Below are 15,795 nucleotides of genomic sequence, written 5' to 3' on the forward strand. Positions count from 1 at the left end.
CGGCCACCTGCGCCATCGCGAAACAAGCAAGATAAGGCGCAGATGCCCGGGAGCCCCGGCTACGCCAAGGCTTCGCCGAGCTCGGACGTTACCCCCGCCGAAGCTTTAGCGAAGGCCGGGACAAGCCCGGGCATGACGAGTACAACATGCGCACCCTTTGGGAGCGCAGCACGATCATCACATGAACTACCGTCACGCCTTTCATGCCGGCAGCTTTGCCGACGTCATCAAGCACATCGTGCTGGTGCGCATGCTCACCTATCTGCAGGACAAGCCGGCGCCGTTCCGCGTCATCGACACCCATGCCGGCGCCGGTCTCTATGATTTGACGTCGAGCGAAGCGCAGCGCGGCGGCGAATGGCTCACCGGCATCGCGCGGCTGATGCAGGCGCGGCTCTCCGACCAGGCATTGCCGCTGATCGCGCCCTATCTCGACATCGTCAGAGCATTCAATCCGAAAGGCGAGCTGAAAGCCTATCCTGGTTCGCCGTTGATCGCGCGGGCGCTGCTGCGTCCGCAAGATCGCCTCACCGCCTGCGAGATCGAACCGTCGGCGCGCAAACAACTGATCGACGCGCTGCGACGCGACGCGCAAGCGCGCGTCGTCGATCTCGACGGCTGGATGGCGCTGCCCGCATTCGTGCCGCCGAACGAACGGCGCGGCCTGGTGCTGATCGATCCGCCGTTCGAAGCGAAGGACGAGTTCGAGCGGCTGGCCAGTGCTTTCACGGAAGCGTACGCGAAGTGGCCGACCGGCTCGTATCTTTTGTGGTACCCCGTAAAAACCCGGAGAGCCACCGATGAGCTAACGCGCAGTGTGGCTGCTGCAGCAGCAAGCAGCCGGCCCGCCGGCAAATGCCTGCGATTGGAATTCAGTGTGGCACCGCAAGAAGCAGGCGCAGGCCTCGTTTCCACAGGGCTTTTGCTGGTGAATCCGCCGTGGACGCTGGCGAATGAGTTGAAGGTCATCCTGCCCGAACTCGAGAAGCCGCTCGGTCAAGGCGGCGCGGGACGCTTCAGACTCGAGACGCCTAAACCATGATCGACAACCTCCTACTGAAAAGTTCAATTTTGAGCATAGGCAATTTGCGCGGAACCGTATTATGCTCATCCTGTTACGACTGGCTTTACGTTCCGCTTCCGCGAATGGTTGCGGCGGAGTGACAAGGCCGAAATAAATCCAGGCAGACCGGCGGCGTGACGCCGGCCTGTTCAGGTGGCCAAGCTTCCGACAAGCGAATGTCGGTCAACCGCTACGCGGCGTGCGCGTAGCGGTGGAGCAATACGGGGGAGGAGTTTCCCGATGGCCATGACTGGGACAGTCAAGTTCTTCAACGGAGAGCGTGGCTACGGCTTCATCAAGCCTGATGATGGCGGCCGCGATGTGTTCGTTCACATCACAGCTGTCGAGCGTGCAGGATTGAAGGACCTGACTGAAGGACAACGCATTACGTTCGAGGTTGAGCCCGACAAGAAGGGCAAGGGCCCGAAGGCGGTCAACCTGGTGGTCTCATGACGAGCGCTCGCGATGCGCGGCTCGGAATGAACACCGAATGAGGCGTTGCGTGTGAGTTGGCTGCCGAGCGCGTGGCTGGCGCTCGCTGGATGACCACCTGCATGATGCGGACGCGACCGGCGGAGCCGCATATCCCACACGTGCGGCCCACCGATTGGATTCGCGCACGCCGCGGCATGCATGTCGCATGCGCGACGTTGAGATCATCAACACAAAGAAAAACCCGGCCGCGCTAGGCGCGGCCGGGAGTTGATGGTCGACGTTTTCTTGTTCTCAGAAGTGATAGTTGATGCCGGCGCGAACCAGGCTGAAGCTGTAGCCGTTCGACACACCACCGGTGATCGTGAAATTGCTGTTGGCAAGGTCGACGTAGAGATACTCGATCTTGGCGCTCCAGTGCGGGGCAAAGCCCATTTCGGCGCCGGCACCGACGGTGAAGCCCGCATTGGTGTGGCTCTCCGTGATGCCGAACGTCTCGCCGCGCAGTTCGCCGAAGGCGAGACCGCCGGTCGCGTAGAACAGCACGTTATTGACCGCATAGCCGGCGCGGCCGCGCACCGTGCCGAACCACGGGTTGGAGAACTTCCACGGCGCGAACCGGTCGTCGGCTGTGGTGCCCTGGATATCGGCCTCGATACCGAACACCCAGGGGGAGCCGTTCTGGAAGTTGTAGCCGGCCTGTACACCGCCGACGAAACCGGACGGCTTGGTCGGGTTGTTCTCCACCGAGCCCCAGCCATAGCCGACATTGCCGCCGAGATAGGGGCCCGCCCAGCTATAGGCATTGAGCGGCTGATAGACGGTATAGGGCGATCCGTAATTGAGGTCGGCCGACGCGGCCGAGGTCGTCCAGCCTGCAACGATCAGTGCCAGCGCACGCGCAACAAACCGGGTCATTGGTACTCTCCAGAACGCAACTGCCGCAGCCCGCCGGCGAGGGCCGGCGTGGTTACGGAATTCCACTTTTTTCGCTAAGGTTTATCGAGAGTTTTAAGTTAAAGGGCTGTTAAGCCCGGTTACCGGCCCGCTCATCAGTCTTAACAAGGTGTTACGCACCCCTTCCCGGCGCCCGTGCGGGGCCGGTAACCTCCTGCAATCGAGGTGCTTTTTGTAGGTGCCGTCAACGCTGGCGACCGCTCGCCCAAGCACTTAGTTTACGGCCCATGGTTCACGATTCTCCCGAGCGCCCGACGCCGGCCCCCAAGGTTGACTCCAAGGTTGACTCCAAGGCTGCCCCCAAACCACGGCGCGGTTCGAAGTCCGACCTGCCGCAGGACGATCTGACGCTCGATACAAGTGACGTCGATCCCGAAACCTCCGCCGCCGAGGAGGAGGACGAGGCGCGCCTGCCCGAGACTTCGGAGGACGCCGCCGAGGCGGTCGCCGAGGGCACGCTCTCGGTCGGGCATGCCGCGATCGAGAACGCGGTCCGCCTCGCCCCGACCTCGCCCGGCGTCTACCGCATGCTCAACGCTGCCAACGACGTGCTCTATGTCGGCAAGGCGAAGAACGTCAAAAAGCGGCTGTCGTCCTACGCGCGGGCCAACGCGCCGCTGCCGGCGCGGATCCTGCGCATGATCGCGGCGACCACGCAGGTCGAGATCGTCTCGACCATGACCGAGACCGAGGCGCTGCTGCTCGAAGCCAATCTGATCAAGCAGCTCCGTCCGCGCTTCAATGTGCAGCTGCGCGACGACAAGTCGTTTCCCTACATTCTGATCACCGGCGACCATTGGGCGCCGCAGATCCTCAAGCATCGCGGCGCGCAGTCGCGGCCCGGGCGCTATTTCGGCCCGTTCGCCAACGCAGGCGCAGTCAACCGCACCATCACGGCGCTGCAGCGCGCGTTTCTGATCCGCTCCTGCACCGACGGCTTCTTCGAAAGCCGCAGCCGGCCCTGCCTGCTCTATCAGATCAAGCGCTGCGCCGGCCCCTGCACGCGCGAGATCGACTTCCCCGGCTACAGCGAACTGGTGCGCGAGGCGACCGAATTCCTCTCCGGCCGCAGCCACGCCGTGAAGGAGCTGCTCGCGGCCGAGATGGAGAAGGCCTCCGGCGAGCTCGAGTTCGAAACCGCGGCGCTGTACCGCGACCGTCTCGCGGCGCTGTCGGCAATCCAGTCGCAGCAGGGCATCAATCCGCGCACGGTCGAAGAGGCCGATGTGTTCGCGATCCACCAGGAGGGCGGCTATTCCTGCGTCGAGGTGTTCTTCTTCCGCACCGGCCAGAACTGGGGCAACCGCGCCTATTTCCCGAAGGCCGAGAAGAGCTTCACGCCCGAAGAAGTGCTGTCCTCGTTCCTCGCGCAATTCTACGACGACAAGCCGCCGCCGAAGCTGATCCTGCTGTCGCACGAGATCGAGGAAAGCGCGTTGCTCGCCGACGCGCTGTCGGTCAAGGCCGGATCCAAGGTCGAGGTCTCCGTGCCGAAGCGCGGCGAGAAGAAGGAGCTGATCGGCCACGCGCTCACCAACGCGCGCGAGGCGCTCGGGCGCAAGCTCGCCGATACCGCGACGCAAAGCCGGCTGCTGGAGGGCATGGTCTCGACGCTCGGCCTGCCGCACACACCCAAGCGGATCGAGGTCTACGACAACAGCCACATCCAGGGCACCAACGCGGTCGGCGCGATGATCGTGGCGGGACCCGACGGGTTCATGAAGAACCAGTACCGCAAGTTCAACATCAAGTCCGAAGGGCTGACGCCGGGCGACGATTACGGAATGATGCGCGAGGTGCTGGAACGCCGCTTCAAGCGGTTGCTGAAGCCGCCGGAGGGCGAGGCCGCAGCCAAGACGAAAGCGGATGACGATTCGTTCCCGCAATGGCCCGACCTCGTCATCATCGACGGCGGCCGCGGCCAGCTCAACGCGGTCCGGGAGATCTTCCAGAATCTCGGGCTGACCGAGGTCTCGCTGATGGCGGTGGCCAAGGGTCCTGAGCGCGATGCCGGGCGCGAAACCCTGTTCATGCCCGACCGCGAGGCCATCAAGCTGGAGCCGCGGGACCCGGTGCTCTATTTCATCCAGCGGCTGCGCGACGAGGCCCACCGCTTCGTGATCGGCTCGCACCGCAAGCTGCGCAAGAAGGACATCCGCGAGGCCGGACTGCAGGAGATCCCGGGCATCGGCCCGTCCCGCAAGCGTGCCCTGCTGCACCACTTCGGAACGCTCAAGGAGATCGAGCGGGCCTCGATCGCCGACCTCGGCAAGGTTCCCGGCGTCAGCGCCGAGAGCGCCCGCAAGATTTTCGAGTTTTTCCACGCCCAGCCGGGTTAAACCAAAGGCGAGTCATCAGGGCGTCGCCTGCGACAGGGGCATCTAGGGCATGATGCGGAAAAGTGTGAGGCAGTTATCCGAAAAGATCATGCTTAAACAACGAGCTAAGGCGCTATGACGATGCAGCGCAATCTGGTCGCGCTTGACGCGTCCGCACGGTTGACCTTCTCGCTTCAGCGGTATTGGTAGAACGGATGAACATCGCCACGACCCGGGGACAGACCAAGACCATGTCCCTCCCGAATATCCTGACCTACGCCCGGATCGCCGCGATCCCGGTGGTGATCGGCTGCGTCTACTGGCAATCGATCCTGGACGGCCCGTTGTGGCTGCGCTGGGTGGCGCTGGCCGTGTTCATTGCGGCGGGAATCACCGACTATCTCGACGGCTATTATGCCCGGATCTGGGACCAGCAGTCCGCCTTCGGCCGGATGCTCGATCCGATCGCCGACAAGCTCCTGGTCGCCTCCAGCCTTCTGATGCTGGCCGCCGACAATTCGATCCATGGCTGGACGCTGTGGGCGGCGATCGTGATCCTGTGCCGCGAGATCCTGGTCTCGGGCCTGCGCGAATATCTCGCAGGGCTCAGGGTCAGCGTTCCCGTCACCAAGCTGGCGAAATGGAAGACGACGATCCAGCTGGTGGCGATCGGCTTTCTGATTGCCGGCGAAGCGGGCGAGCAGGTCTTCCCGGCCACCACCCTGATCGGCATCGTGCTGCTCTGGATGTCGGCTATCTTCACGATCTACACCGGCTGGGATTACTTCCGTGCTGGCATCCATCACCTCATCAAGGAGGATGAGGGATGAAGCTGAAATATTTCGCATGGGTGCGTGAACGCGTCGGCAAGGCTGAAGAGATCGTCGAGCCGCCGGCTGAGGTGCGCACCGTCGGCGACCTGATCGGCTGGCTTGCGGCGCGCGACGATGCCTACGCCTATGCCTTCGAGAAGCCGACGGTGATCCGCGCCGCGATCGACCACGCCCATGTCAAATCGGACGCGGCGATCTCCGGCGCCCGCGAGATCGCGTTCTTTCCGCCAATGACCGGCGGCTAGGATAGCGTTTTCGAGCGAAGTGGGTACCGGTTCGCGTGAAGAAAACGCGTCAAGCAAAGAAGTCCACATGACCGTCGCAGCGACCATCCGTATCCAGCAAGCCGACTTCGACGTCGCGCAGGAGATCGCGGCCTTGAGCAGGGGCCGCACCGATGTCGGCGCGGTCGTCAGCTTCAGCGGCATCTGCCGCGGCAGCGAGCAGGGCGAGCCGATCGCGGCGCTGACGCTCGAACATTATCCGGGCATGGCGGAAGCCGAGATTGGACGCCACGCCGACGAGGCGCTGGCGCGCTGGCCGTTGCAGGGCCTCACCATCATCCATCGCTTCGGCCGCATCGCGCCGGGCGAGAACATCGTGCTGGTCGTGACCGCCTCGGCGCACCGGCAGGCCGCGTTCGAGGCCGCCGAGTTCCTGATGGACTATCTGAAGACCAGCGCACCGTTCTGGAAGCGCGAGGAAAGCGCGCGCGGCGCGAGCTGGATCGAGGCGCAGGGTCATGACGACGCGGCCGCCGCGCGCTGGACCAAATCCTGATGGCCAAGCGCAGCAAAGTGCCGGCCAGGCGCAGCCCCGCCGTGCCGAAAGCGCCGAAAGTCGGCGCCGGCGAGCTGCAGACCCTGTTTGATTTCCTGCGCTATGCGACGAGCCGCTTCAACGCGGCGAAGCTCGTGTTCGCGCACGGCACCACCGATCCGGTGGCCGAGGCCGCGTTCCTGATCTGCGAAACGCTGCACCTGCATCCCGACCAGTTCGAGACCTTCGCCACCGCGCGCGTCACCGTGGCCGAAGGCAAGCAGATCCTCGACCTGATCGAGCGCCGGATCGCGACGCGGAAGCCGGCCGCCTATCTCGTCAACAAGGTCTATATGCGCGGCCTGCCGTTCTATGTCGACGAGCGCACCATCGTGCCGCGCTCCTTCGTCGGCGAATTGCTGGATTCGCATTTCGGCGGCGACGAGGACGGCACCTCGCTGATCGGCGATCCCGAGGAGGTCGAACGCGTGCTCGACCTCTGCACCGGCTCCGGCTGCCTCGCGATCCTGGCCGCCCGGCATTTCCCCAACGCCGCGGTCGATGCCGTCGATATTTCAAAGGACGCGCTCGAGGTCGCCGCGCGCAACGTCGCCGACCACGGCCTCGACGGTCGCCTGACGCTGCATCGCGGCGACCTGTTCAAGCCGCTCGGCGGCAGCAGATACGATCTCATCATCTCGAACCCGCCCTATGTCGACGCCGAAGGCATGGCGGCGTTGCCGCGCGAGTGCCGTGCCGAGCCGAAGATCGCGTTCGATGGCGGCGCCGACGGGCTCGACATCGTCCGCCGCCTGCTCGATGAGGCGAGGCAACATCTGACCCCGCAGGGCGGGCTGCTCTGCGAGATCGGCCGCGGCCGCGACAATCTCGAGGCCGCCTATCCGAACCTGCCGCTGCTCTGGCTCGACACCGAGGACTCCGAGGGCGAGGTGTTCTGGATCGCTGCCGCGGACCTCTGACCGGCGTGCCGCCGCCGGCTCCGGCGCTTTACGGAGCCCGACCCCGGCGAAACGAAAATCGTGTGCAGTTCCAGCCGGTTCCGAAGATCGCTGGCCCGTCGAATCAACAATGGTGCTAAGGTCGCGGTCCGGGGACGTTCGGACAGAGGGCGCGGGCGCGCGACATGATTCGCATTTCGACGATCTTCATCGCCATCTGCATGGTGCTGGTCGCAGCCTCGCTCGGCTTCGTGCTGTATTCGGTGGCGGGCATCAGCGGATCGGAATCGGCGATCGTGGCGCTCACCGCCCTCACCTGCCTGATCCTCTACAACGCGGTCTCGATGCGGCTGCGTGACCGCAGCGACGTCGGCGGCCAGATCGCGGATCTGTCGCGCGGCACCGCCGACCTTGCCCGCCAGGTCGCCGAATTCGGCCGCCGGCTGGCCGCGGTCGAAGGCCGCGTCGCCTCGGCCAACTCCACCGGCGCCGACCGGATGCAGGGCATGGCCGGCGAGATCAGCGAACTCGGCGGACTGGTGCGGCAGCTCGCGGCATCCGTCGCGCATCATGAGGATCTGCTGGCGGCGGCTCCGGCGATGCAGCCGGTCGCGTCCCCGCGTGACGATGTGTTGCAACGGGTTGCGCCGGCGCCGACCGTCGTGGTTGCGCCTCCGCCGCCACCTGCGGCTCCGCCGGAGGTCTCGCGCAGCCAGACCCAGCTGATCGGCGCGATCAAGCAGGCCATCGACGAGAACCGCCTCGACATCTACCTGCAGCCGATGGTGACGCTGCCGCAGCGCAAGGTGCGCTACTACGAGGCGGTGACGCGGCTGCGCGACGAGCGCGACCAGGTGCTGGCCGCCGAGGATTTCATCGAGGCGGCCGAGGCCGGCGGCCTGATCGGCCGCATCGATCACATGGTGATGCTTCGCTGCGTCCAGGTGCTGCGCCGCCTGATGATCCGCAGCAAGGATGTCGGCGTGTTCTGCAACGTCTCGGCGGCGACGCTGTCCAACCAGGCGCATTTCACCCAGTGTCTCGACTTCCTCGAGGCCAACCGCGCGCTGGCGCCGTCCTTCGTGCTCGAGTTCAAGCAGGCGACCTTCCGCAATCTCGGCGGGACCGAGAGCGAAAACCTCGCGGCGCTGGCACAGCGCGGCTACCGGTTCTCGATCGACCATGTCAGCGACCTTCGCCTCGAGCCGCGCGAGCTCGCCGATCGCAGCGTCCGCTTCATCAAGGTGCCGGCGGCGCTGCTGCTCGACGCCAGGCAGATCGCGAGCACCGATATCCATCCGTCCGATCTGTCCGACCTGCTCGGCCGCTACGGCATCGACCTGATCGCCGAACGGATCGAGGGCGAACGCTCGGTGGTCGATCTGCTCGACTACGATGTCCGGTTCGGCCAGGGGTTCCTGTTCGCGCCGCCGCGGCCGTTGCGGCCGGAGGGGGCATCTGCTACCGCCGAGGCTCCGCAGACCAACCCCCAGGATCTTAATGGCGCCAGCACTTCAGCCCCCGCCTCCAGCCCCGCAGCTCCGCCGCGCGCAACCGGCAGCGCCGCGCTGGCGCGCCGCGCCCTCGGTCCAAATTAGCCGGCAATTTGCATCATGACCTCACTGCGTTTCGTGGAGCAGCTGCGCGACCTCGTCGGCGGCGTCGATGTGGTGCTGTCGGACATCTGGGGCGTCGTGCACAACGGGCTCGAGTCCTTTCCCGAGGCCTGCGAGGCCCTGCACACCTTCCGCCAGCAGGGCGGCACGGTCATCCTGATCACCAACGCGCCGCGGCCGGCCGATTCCGTGCAGCGACAACTGCGCAAGCTCGGCGTCGCCGACGAGACCTATGATGCGATCGTCTCCTCGGGCGACCTGACGCGCCACTTCGTGGCCGATCATCCCGGCCAGAAAATCTTCTGGATCGGCCCGGAGCGCGACAGCTCGATCCACCGCGGCCTCGACGCCACGCTGGTACCGCTGGAGCAGGCCGACTACATCATCTGCACCGGCCTGTTCGACGACGAGACCGAGTCGGCCGAAGACTATCGCGACACGCTGCTGAAGGCGCTCGAGCGCAAGCTCACACTGGTGTGCGCCAATCCCGATATCGTGGTCGAGCGCGGCGACCGGCTGATCTATTGCGCCGGGGCGGTCGCCGAACTCTATCGCGAGCTCGGCGGCGAGGTGATCTTCTACGGCAAGCCGCACCGGCCGATCTATGAGCGCGCCATGGCTCTCGCCACCGAACGCCGCGGGCGTCCGACCGAGCTCAGCCGGGTGCTCGCGATCGGCGATTCCGTGCGCACCGATCTCACCGGCGCCCTTGGCTTCGGCATCGATCTGTTGTTCGTTACGCGCGGCATCCATTCCGAACAGTTCGAGGGCATCGAGCAGCTCGATGCGGCCTCGATCAAGGAATTGTTCGGCCATCCGCCCCGCGCGCTGATGCGCGAGCTGAAGTGGTAGCGGCAAGCGACGCTGTCCCTCGCCCCGTTCTTCACCGGGTCGAGACGAGCGAAGCTCGCTCTTGGAGGGTTCGGTGAGCGGCTGCCTCCCCAGGCGCCGGATGCCGAGAGACCTGTACCCCCTCACCCGGATTGCATCTCTCGATGCAATCCGACCTCTCCCCGCAAGCGGGGCGAGGTGAAGGGGCGCGCCGCCAAAATATCGAAAACAACCCCATGCAAAGTAGCCCGTGGCGCGCGGGGTTCGCCAGTCGCCTTGACACGTCGGGCAACTCAGCGATACTCTTCTAATATTCCGAAATCGTGCAGCCGCCCTCCCCCTCGTGTTGCACAAGCGGGGCGGGTAAAGGGAAGCGTGATCAAATGCAAATGCCCGGGACACCTAGCGCGAAGACGCGCTTCTGCCCGGGCATGCGTGAATTTCAGCCGATGCGATCGATGTCGGGCGGTTATGCCGTCGCCATGTCCGGGAACACCGCCTCGATCTTGGTCTTCAGCGTGGCCGCATTGAACGGCTTGACGATGTAGTTGTTCACGCCGGCCTTCTTGGCCGCGATCACGTTCTCGGTCTTGGATTCCGCCGTGATCATGATGAAGGGCGTGGTCGCGAGGTTGGGATCGGCGCGGACTTCCTTGAGCAGGTCGTAGCCGGTCATCGGCTCCATGTTCCAGTCGGAAATCACCAGGCCATACTTCTTGCCGCGCATCTTGTTCAGCGCTGCGGAGCCGTCGGAGGCATCGTCGATATTTTCAAATCCAAGCTGCTTGAGAAGATTCCGGATGATGCGGATCATGGTGCTGTAATCATCAACCACCAGAACCGGCATGGACAAATCAACCGCCATCTTTCCCCCCAAAAACACAAACGCAACTTGGCTTCTGCACGAACGCAGCTTTCCGCCAACGACTAACAGCAGCCGTTAAACAGCGCGTTAACCGGCTGAATCCGGATTGTTACGGATTTGACGCGATTTTCGTTAGCCTTGACTTCCACGCCGCCGCCGCGTCACGGTCCGGCCCGCACCAATCATGCTTAAGAATCCTTGAAGAATACCGCTCATGAGCACCGGCTTTACCGTTATCCGCGACAACACCCCCGCAAGCGCCATTCCGAAAGGCGCCGTGGTCGCGATGGGGAATTTCGATGGCGTCCATCTCGGTCACCGCGCCGTGATCGGCGCGGCGCTTGCGATGGGCAGAGCGCGCGGCGTGCCCGCGCTCGCCGTGACCTTCGAGCCGCATCCGCGCAGCTTCTTCAGCCCGAACACTCCGCAATTCCGTCTCACGGACGAGACCAACAAGCTGCGGCTGCTCGCGGCCACCGGCCTCGCGGGCGCCGTCGTCATGACGTTCGACAAGGCGCGCGCCGGGACCACGGCACAGGATTTCATTCACCATGACCTGATCGGCCGGCTCGGCATCAGCGGGATCGCGGTCGGCTACGACTTCCATTTCGGCAAGGGCCGGGTCGGCTCGCCGAGCCTCCTGGTCAGCGAAGCACCGCGGCTCGGCATCGAGGTCGATGTGCAGGCCCATGTCGACATCGAGGAGCGTCCGGTTTCCTCCAGTGCCATCCGCATGGCGCTCGCCGAAGGCGAGATCGCGGATGCGACCACGATGCTGGGCGGACCGTGGTTCGTCACCGGCAAGGTGGTCCACGGCGAGAAGCGCGGCCGAGATCTCGGTTACCCCACCGCCAATATCCGCCTCGACAAGCATTGCGGCTTGAAGCACGGCATCTACGCGGTGCGGGTCGGCAAGGGCTCGCAACGGTTCGACGGTGTCGCAAGCTTCGGGCGCCGGCCGACCTTCGACAACGGCGCGCCGCTGCTCGAGGTGTTCCTGTTCGACTTCAAGGGCGATCTGTACGACGCGGTCCTTGATGTCGCATTCATCGGTTTCATTCGCGAAGAGCTGAAATTCGACACCATCGAGGCGTTGATACGCCAGATGGATGACGACAGCGCCAAGGCGCGCGCGGTGCTGGCCGCGGCGCCCGACGCGTTCCCGCAGCTCGGAGTGATTGGTTGAACCGGACTGAAAAGCAAAAGATGCTGGCGGGCGAGCTGTATCGCCCGGATGCGGAGCTCGCCGCTGAGCATACAGCGGCGGAACAATGGATGGCACGCTACAATGCGTCGGGCGCGTCGTCCGCGGCCGAGTTGCACGCGCTGCTCGGCGAGCGCTTCCGCAAGGTCGGCAGGGATGCCGTGATACGCCCGCCGTTCTTCTGCGATTACGGCAGCAATATCAGCCTCGGCGACGGCGTGTTCCTCAACTTCAATTGCGTCATCCTCGACGTCGTCGAGGTCGCGATCGGCGATCGGACCCAGATCGGACCCGCGGTGCAGGTCTATACCGCCGACCACCCGCGCGATGCCGAAACCCGCCGCGCCGGGCTGGAATTCGGCCGCCCGATCCGGATCGGCAGCGACGTCTGGATCGGCGGGGGTGCCATCATTCTGCCCGGCATCACGATCGGCGACGGCGCCCTGGTCGGGGCCGGCAGCGTGGTCACACGGAACGTCGCCCCCGGCGCGATCGTGGCGGGAAATCCGGCCCGGGCACGGCCGGCCTGAACCGCGCCATGCGCGGCCCTGCGAGCCACCGGGGGCTTTGCGATTTCCCCGTCCGGCTGCTATGGAAACCCCATGTTTTCGCGGCGCATCATACGGATTAGCGGCCCGGCTTCCGCCTGAGCCTGAAGGCTCGGCGCAAGACCGGGACTTCGTCGTTTCACCCGCGATTGATCGCGTATCCGCGCCCGCACCTGCCAAATCAGAGCTTTCATGTCCGACAAGCCGCAAAAGACCGACGCCCAAAAGACTGACGTTAGGGACTATTCCAAGACCCTTTACCTGCCGCAGACGGATTTCCCGATGCGCGCCGGCCTGCCCCAGCGCGAGCCGGAAATCCTGAAATACTGGAACGACATCGGCCTCTACGACAAGCTCCGCCGGGAAGCCGAGGGCCGCGCCAAATTCGTGCTGCATGACGGCCCGCCCTACGCCAACGGCAACATCCATATCGGGCACGCGCTGAACAAGATCCTCAAGGACGTCGTGACCAAGAGCCAGCAGATGCTCGGCTTCGACTCCAACTACGTGCCGGGCTGGGACTGCCACGGCCTGCCGATCGAATGGAAGATCGAGGAGGAGAACTACCGCTCCAAGGGCAAGCAGAAGCCCGACTTCCGCGACTCGGCGGCGATGGTCGCGTTCCGCAAGGAGTGCCGTGCCTATGCGACGCACTGGATCAACGTGCAGCGCGAGGAGTTCAAGCGGCTCGGCATCATCGGCGACTGGGATCATCCCTACCAGACGATGAGCTATCCGGCGGAGGCCCAGATCGCCCGCGAGCTGATGAAGTTCGCCGCCAACGGGACGCTCTATCGCGGCTCCAAGCCGGTGATGTGGAGCGTGGTCGAGAAGACCGCGCTGGCCGAAGCAGAGGTCGAATACGAGGACTACACCTCCGACATGGTGTGGGTGAAATTCCCGGTCACCTCGCCGGCGCATGGCGCGCTGGCCAATGCCTCGGTCGTGATCTGGACCACCACGCCGTGGACGCTGCCCGGCAACCGCGCCATCTCGTTTTCGCCGAAGATCGCCTATGGCCTCTACAAGGTGACGGATGCGCCGGCGGACAATTGGGCCAAGACCGGCGATCTCCTGATCCTGGCCGACGCGCTTGCCGCCGAGGTGTTCAAGCAGGCCCGCGTCACGTCCTATGAGAAGGTCCGCGATATTCCCGGCGACACGCTGGACGCCGTGGAATGCGCCCATCCGCTGCGCGGCTTCGGTGGCGGCTACGAATTCATCGTGCCGCTGCTGGCCGGCGAGCATGTCACCGACGACACCGGCACCGGCTTCGTGCACACCGCGCCGAGCCACGGCCGCGAGGACTTCGACGTCTGGACGGCCAACACCCGCGAGCTCGATGCGCGCGGCATCCCGACGGCGATCCCGTATACGGTCGACGAGAACGGCGCCTACACCGCGCAGGCTCCGGGCTTCACCGGCAAACGCGTGCTCAACGACAAGGGCGAGAAGGGCGATGCCAACGAGGCCGTGATCAAGGCGCTGATCGAGGCCGGCAGGCTGCTCGCGCGCGGCCGCCTCAAGCACCAGTATCCGCACTCCTGGCGCTCCAAGAAGCCGGTGATCTTCCGCAACACGCCGCAATGGTTCATCGCGATGGACAAGCCCATCGCCGAGAACGGCCATGCCAGGAAGGGCGACACGCTGCGCGCCCGCGCGCTGCACGCGATCTCGGTCACGCAATGGGTGCCGCCGGCCGGCGAGAACCGCATCAACGGCATGATCGCCAACCGTCCCGACTGGGTGATCTCGCGGCAGCGCGCCTGGGGCGTGCCGATCGCCGTGTTCGTGAGGGAGAACAGCGACGGCTCGGCCGAGATCCTGCAGGACGAGGTCGTCAACCAGCGCATCACCGAGGCGTTCATGGAGGAAGGCGCCGACGCCTGGTACATGGACGGCGCCCGCGAGCGCTTCCTTGGCAGCCGCGCGTCCGAGAACTGGAAGAAGGTCGACGACATCTGCGACGTCTGGTTCGATTCCGGCTCCACGCACGCCTTCGTGCTGGAAGACCGCCAGAACTTCCCGCAGCTCGGCAACATCGTCCGCAAGGTCGATGGCGGCAACGACACCGTGATGTATCTCGAAGGCAGCGACCAGCATCGCGGCTGGTTCCACTCGTCGCTGCTGGAAAGCGCCGGCACGCGCGGCCGCGCGCCTTATGACATCGTGCTGACCCACGGCTTCACGCTCGACGAGAACGGCCGCAAGATGTCGAAGTCGCTCGGCAACACCGTCGAGCCGCAGAAGGTGATCAAGGATTCCGGCGCGGACATCCTGCGCCTGTGGGTCTGCGCCACCGACTATGCCGACGACCAGCGCATCGGCCCGGAGATCCTCAAGAACACCATCGAGACCTACCGCAAGCTGCGCAACTCGATCCGCTGGATGCTCGGCACGCTGCATCATTTCAAGCCGAGCGAGAAGGTCGCCTTTGCCGAGATGCCCGAACTCGAGCGGCTGATGCTGCACGAGCTCGCCGGCCACACCGAGACCATCCGCAAGGCCTATGCCGACTTCGACTACAAGACCGTGGTCGCAAGCCTCGCGGCCTTCATGAACTCCGAGCTGTCGGCGTTCTACTTCGACATCCGCAAGGACACGCTGTATTGCGATCCGCCGTCCTCGGTGGCGCGCAAGGCGGCGCTGACCACGATCGATCTGCTCTGCGACGCGATCCTGAAATGGCTGGCGCCGATCCTCAGCTTCACCACCGACGAAGCCTGGCGGATGTATCGGCCGAACGCCGAGCCTTCGGTGCATCTGACTCTGTTTCCCGAAGGTCTCGAGCAGTTCCAAGACGACGCGCTTGCCGCGAAGTGGGAGACGGTCCGCAACGTCCGCCGCGTCGTCACCGGCGCGCTCGAACTCGAACGCGCCGCCAAGCGGATCGGCTCCTCGCTCGAGGCATCGCCGGTGATCTACGTCGCTGACAGGGAGATGCTGGCCACGCTGTTCGATATCGATCTTGCCGAAGTCTGCATCACCTCGAACTACGAGGTGCGCGAGGGCGAGGCGCCGGCGAACGCCTTCCGCCTCGACGCCGTGCCTGGCGTTGCCGTCGTGGTCGAGAAGGCGGTCGGCACCAAATGCGCCCGTTCGTGGAAGATCCTGCCGACGGTGGGCGAGGACGGCGAATATCCCGACGTCTCGCCGCGCGACGCGCAAGCGCTGCGCGAATGGAAGGCGCTGGGGGGCAGCGTCTAACGTCCGCTGTCGTCCCTGCGAAAGCACTAGGGCATTTACACATCTCTTCGAGGCTAGAAAACCGACTCATCATCAAGGGGTTAGCTACTAGGCGAGAGCCGAAATCGGCGGGCGCAACCCTAGTGCGATGAGTAAGCTCTCTGCGGTTTTCGGCCAACTCTTTGAGAAGACTCCGGAAAGACTGCGGAGGATATGTATATACG

14 protein-coding genes are annotated in these 15,795 nt (G+C 64.8%); 12 read left to right on the forward strand and 2 right to left on the reverse strand.

Annotation, left to right across the window (positions count from 1 at the left end):
* Positions 1 to 181: 181 nt before the first annotated feature.
* Positions 182 to 1,042: a 23S rRNA (adenine(2030)-N(6))-methyltransferase RlmJ gene (locus J2R80_RS42720; protein ID WP_076825539.1), complete on the forward strand. Its 861-nt coding sequence runs from the start codon at positions 182 to 184 to the stop codon at positions 1,040 to 1,042.
* 261 nt (positions 1,043 to 1,303) lie between these two features.
* Positions 1,304 to 1,516 carry a cold-shock protein gene (locus tag J2R80_RS42725; protein WP_016844477.1) on the forward strand — a complete coding sequence of 71 codons (213 nt, stop codon included), beginning with the start codon at positions 1,304 to 1,306 and terminating at the stop codon, positions 1,514 to 1,516.
* Positions 1,517 to 1,789: 273 nt separating this feature from the next.
* On the opposite strand, the gene J2R80_RS42730 is transcribed toward J2R80_RS42725, so the two are convergent.
* Positions 1,790 to 2,413 (reverse strand): outer membrane protein, encoded by a 624-nt coding sequence (locus tag J2R80_RS42730; protein WP_016844476.1) that lies wholly within the window; start codon positions 2,411 to 2,413, stop codon positions 1,790 to 1,792.
* A gap of 266 nt (positions 2,414 to 2,679) precedes the next feature.
* On the opposite strand from J2R80_RS42730, the gene uvrC reads away from it, so the two are divergent.
* The 7 genes from uvrC to J2R80_RS42765 all read left to right on the forward strand — a co-directional run bounded on the left by uvrC (position 2,680) and on the right by J2R80_RS42765 (position 9,789).
* Positions 2,680 to 4,791 (forward strand): excinuclease ABC subunit UvrC, encoded by a 2,112-nt coding sequence (gene uvrC / locus J2R80_RS42735; protein ID WP_076825541.1) that lies wholly within the window; start codon positions 2,680 to 2,682, stop codon positions 4,789 to 4,791.
* Positions 4,792 to 4,985: 194 nt separating this feature from the next.
* Complete coding sequence (gene pgsA / locus J2R80_RS42740) at positions 4,986 to 5,600, forward strand: CDP-diacylglycerol--glycerol-3-phosphate 3-phosphatidyltransferase (protein WP_057016624.1); 615 nt, start codon at positions 4,986 to 4,988, stop codon at positions 5,598 to 5,600.
* Entirely contained in the window at positions 5,597 to 5,848 is a 252-nt protein-coding gene (gene moaD, locus J2R80_RS42745) for a molybdopterin converting factor subunit 1 (RefSeq protein WP_028333074.1), read from the forward strand. Before pgsA ends, moaD begins: the two co-directional genes overlap by 4 nt.
* 67 nt (positions 5,849 to 5,915) lie before the next feature.
* Positions 5,916 to 6,383, forward strand: a complete 468-nt coding sequence (locus tag J2R80_RS42750; RefSeq protein ID WP_076825543.1) for a molybdenum cofactor biosynthesis protein MoaE — start codon at positions 5,916 to 5,918, stop codon at positions 6,381 to 6,383.
* A complete protein-coding gene (gene prmB / locus J2R80_RS42755) occupies positions 6,383 to 7,342 on the forward strand; it encodes a 50S ribosomal protein L3 N(5)-glutamine methyltransferase (protein WP_076825545.1) in 960 nt (319 codons plus the stop codon). Before J2R80_RS42750 ends, prmB begins: the two co-directional genes overlap by 1 nt.
* Before the next feature lie 164 nt (positions 7,343 to 7,506).
* On the forward strand, positions 7,507 to 8,919 hold the full coding sequence (locus J2R80_RS42760) for an EAL domain-containing protein (RefSeq protein WP_141342025.1): 1,413 nt from the start codon (positions 7,507 to 7,509) through the stop codon (positions 8,917 to 8,919).
* A 15-nt stretch (positions 8,920 to 8,934) separates the two neighbouring features.
* On the forward strand, positions 8,935 to 9,789 hold the full coding sequence (locus J2R80_RS42765) for a TIGR01459 family HAD-type hydrolase (RefSeq protein ID WP_076825548.1): 855 nt from the start codon (positions 8,935 to 8,937) through the stop codon (positions 9,787 to 9,789).
* A 448-nt stretch (positions 9,790 to 10,237) separates the two neighbouring features.
* On the opposite strand, the gene J2R80_RS42770 is transcribed toward J2R80_RS42765, so the two are convergent.
* Complete coding sequence (locus J2R80_RS42770; protein ID WP_016844467.1) at positions 10,238 to 10,633, reverse strand: response regulator; 396 nt, start codon at positions 10,631 to 10,633, stop codon at positions 10,238 to 10,240.
* Between the two features lie 214 nt (positions 10,634 to 10,847).
* Between J2R80_RS42770 and J2R80_RS42775 the strand changes: the two genes are divergently transcribed.
* From J2R80_RS42775 to ileS, 3 genes are all read left to right on the forward strand, one after another.
* Positions 10,848 to 11,819 (forward strand): bifunctional riboflavin kinase/FAD synthetase, encoded by a 972-nt coding sequence (locus J2R80_RS42775; protein WP_076825550.1) that lies wholly within the window; start codon positions 10,848 to 10,850, stop codon positions 11,817 to 11,819.
* Positions 11,816 to 12,367 (forward strand): sugar O-acetyltransferase, encoded by a 552-nt coding sequence (locus J2R80_RS42780; protein WP_200844658.1) that lies wholly within the window; start codon positions 11,816 to 11,818, stop codon positions 12,365 to 12,367. Before J2R80_RS42775 ends, J2R80_RS42780 begins: the two co-directional genes overlap by 4 nt.
* Before the next feature lie 210 nt (positions 12,368 to 12,577).
* Complete coding sequence (ileS, locus tag J2R80_RS42785; protein ID WP_076825553.1) at positions 12,578 to 15,592, forward strand: isoleucine--tRNA ligase; 3,015 nt, start codon at positions 12,578 to 12,580, stop codon at positions 15,590 to 15,592.
* Positions 15,593 to 15,795 lie beyond the last annotated feature (203 nt).

The organism is Bradyrhizobium sp. USDA 4541 (assembly GCF_024171085.1).
In the GTDB taxonomy this organism is placed as follows: Bacteria; Pseudomonadota; Alphaproteobacteria; order Rhizobiales; family Xanthobacteraceae; genus Bradyrhizobium; species Bradyrhizobium australafricanum.

Bases quoted from the DNA above. Each gene is read 5' to 3' on its own strand.
- J2R80_RS42720 (WP_076825539.1), top strand. From the start codon at position 182: ATGAACTACCGTCACGCCTTTCATGCCGGCAGCTTTGCCGACGTCATC.
- J2R80_RS42725 (WP_016844477.1), top strand. From the start codon at position 1,304: ATGGCCATGACTGGGACAGTCAAGTTCTTCAACGGAGAGCGTGGCTAC.
- J2R80_RS42730 (WP_016844476.1), bottom strand. From the start codon at position 2,413: ATGACCCGGTTTGTTGCGCGTGCGCTGGCACTGATCGTTGCAGGCTGG.
- uvrC (WP_076825541.1), top strand. From the start codon at position 2,680: ATGGTTCACGATTCTCCCGAGCGCCCGACGCCGGCCCCCAAGGTTGAC.
- pgsA (WP_057016624.1), top strand. From the start codon at position 4,986: ATGAACATCGCCACGACCCGGGGACAGACCAAGACCATGTCCCTCCCG.
- moaD (WP_028333074.1), top strand. From the start codon at position 5,597: ATGAAGCTGAAATATTTCGCATGGGTGCGTGAACGCGTCGGCAAGGCT.
- J2R80_RS42750 (WP_076825543.1), top strand. From the start codon at position 5,916: ATGACCGTCGCAGCGACCATCCGTATCCAGCAAGCCGACTTCGACGTC.
- prmB (WP_076825545.1), top strand. From the start codon at position 6,383: ATGGCCAAGCGCAGCAAAGTGCCGGCCAGGCGCAGCCCCGCCGTGCCG.
- J2R80_RS42760 (WP_141342025.1), top strand. From the start codon at position 7,507: ATGATTCGCATTTCGACGATCTTCATCGCCATCTGCATGGTGCTGGTC.
- J2R80_RS42765 (WP_076825548.1), top strand. From the start codon at position 8,935: ATGACCTCACTGCGTTTCGTGGAGCAGCTGCGCGACCTCGTCGGCGGC.
- J2R80_RS42770 (WP_016844467.1), bottom strand. From the start codon at position 10,633: ATGGCGGTTGATTTGTCCATGCCGGTTCTGGTGGTTGATGATTACAGC.
- J2R80_RS42775 (WP_076825550.1), top strand. From the start codon at position 10,848: ATGAGCACCGGCTTTACCGTTATCCGCGACAACACCCCCGCAAGCGCC.
- ileS (WP_076825553.1), top strand. From the start codon at position 12,578: ATGTCCGACAAGCCGCAAAAGACCGACGCCCAAAAGACTGACGTTAGG.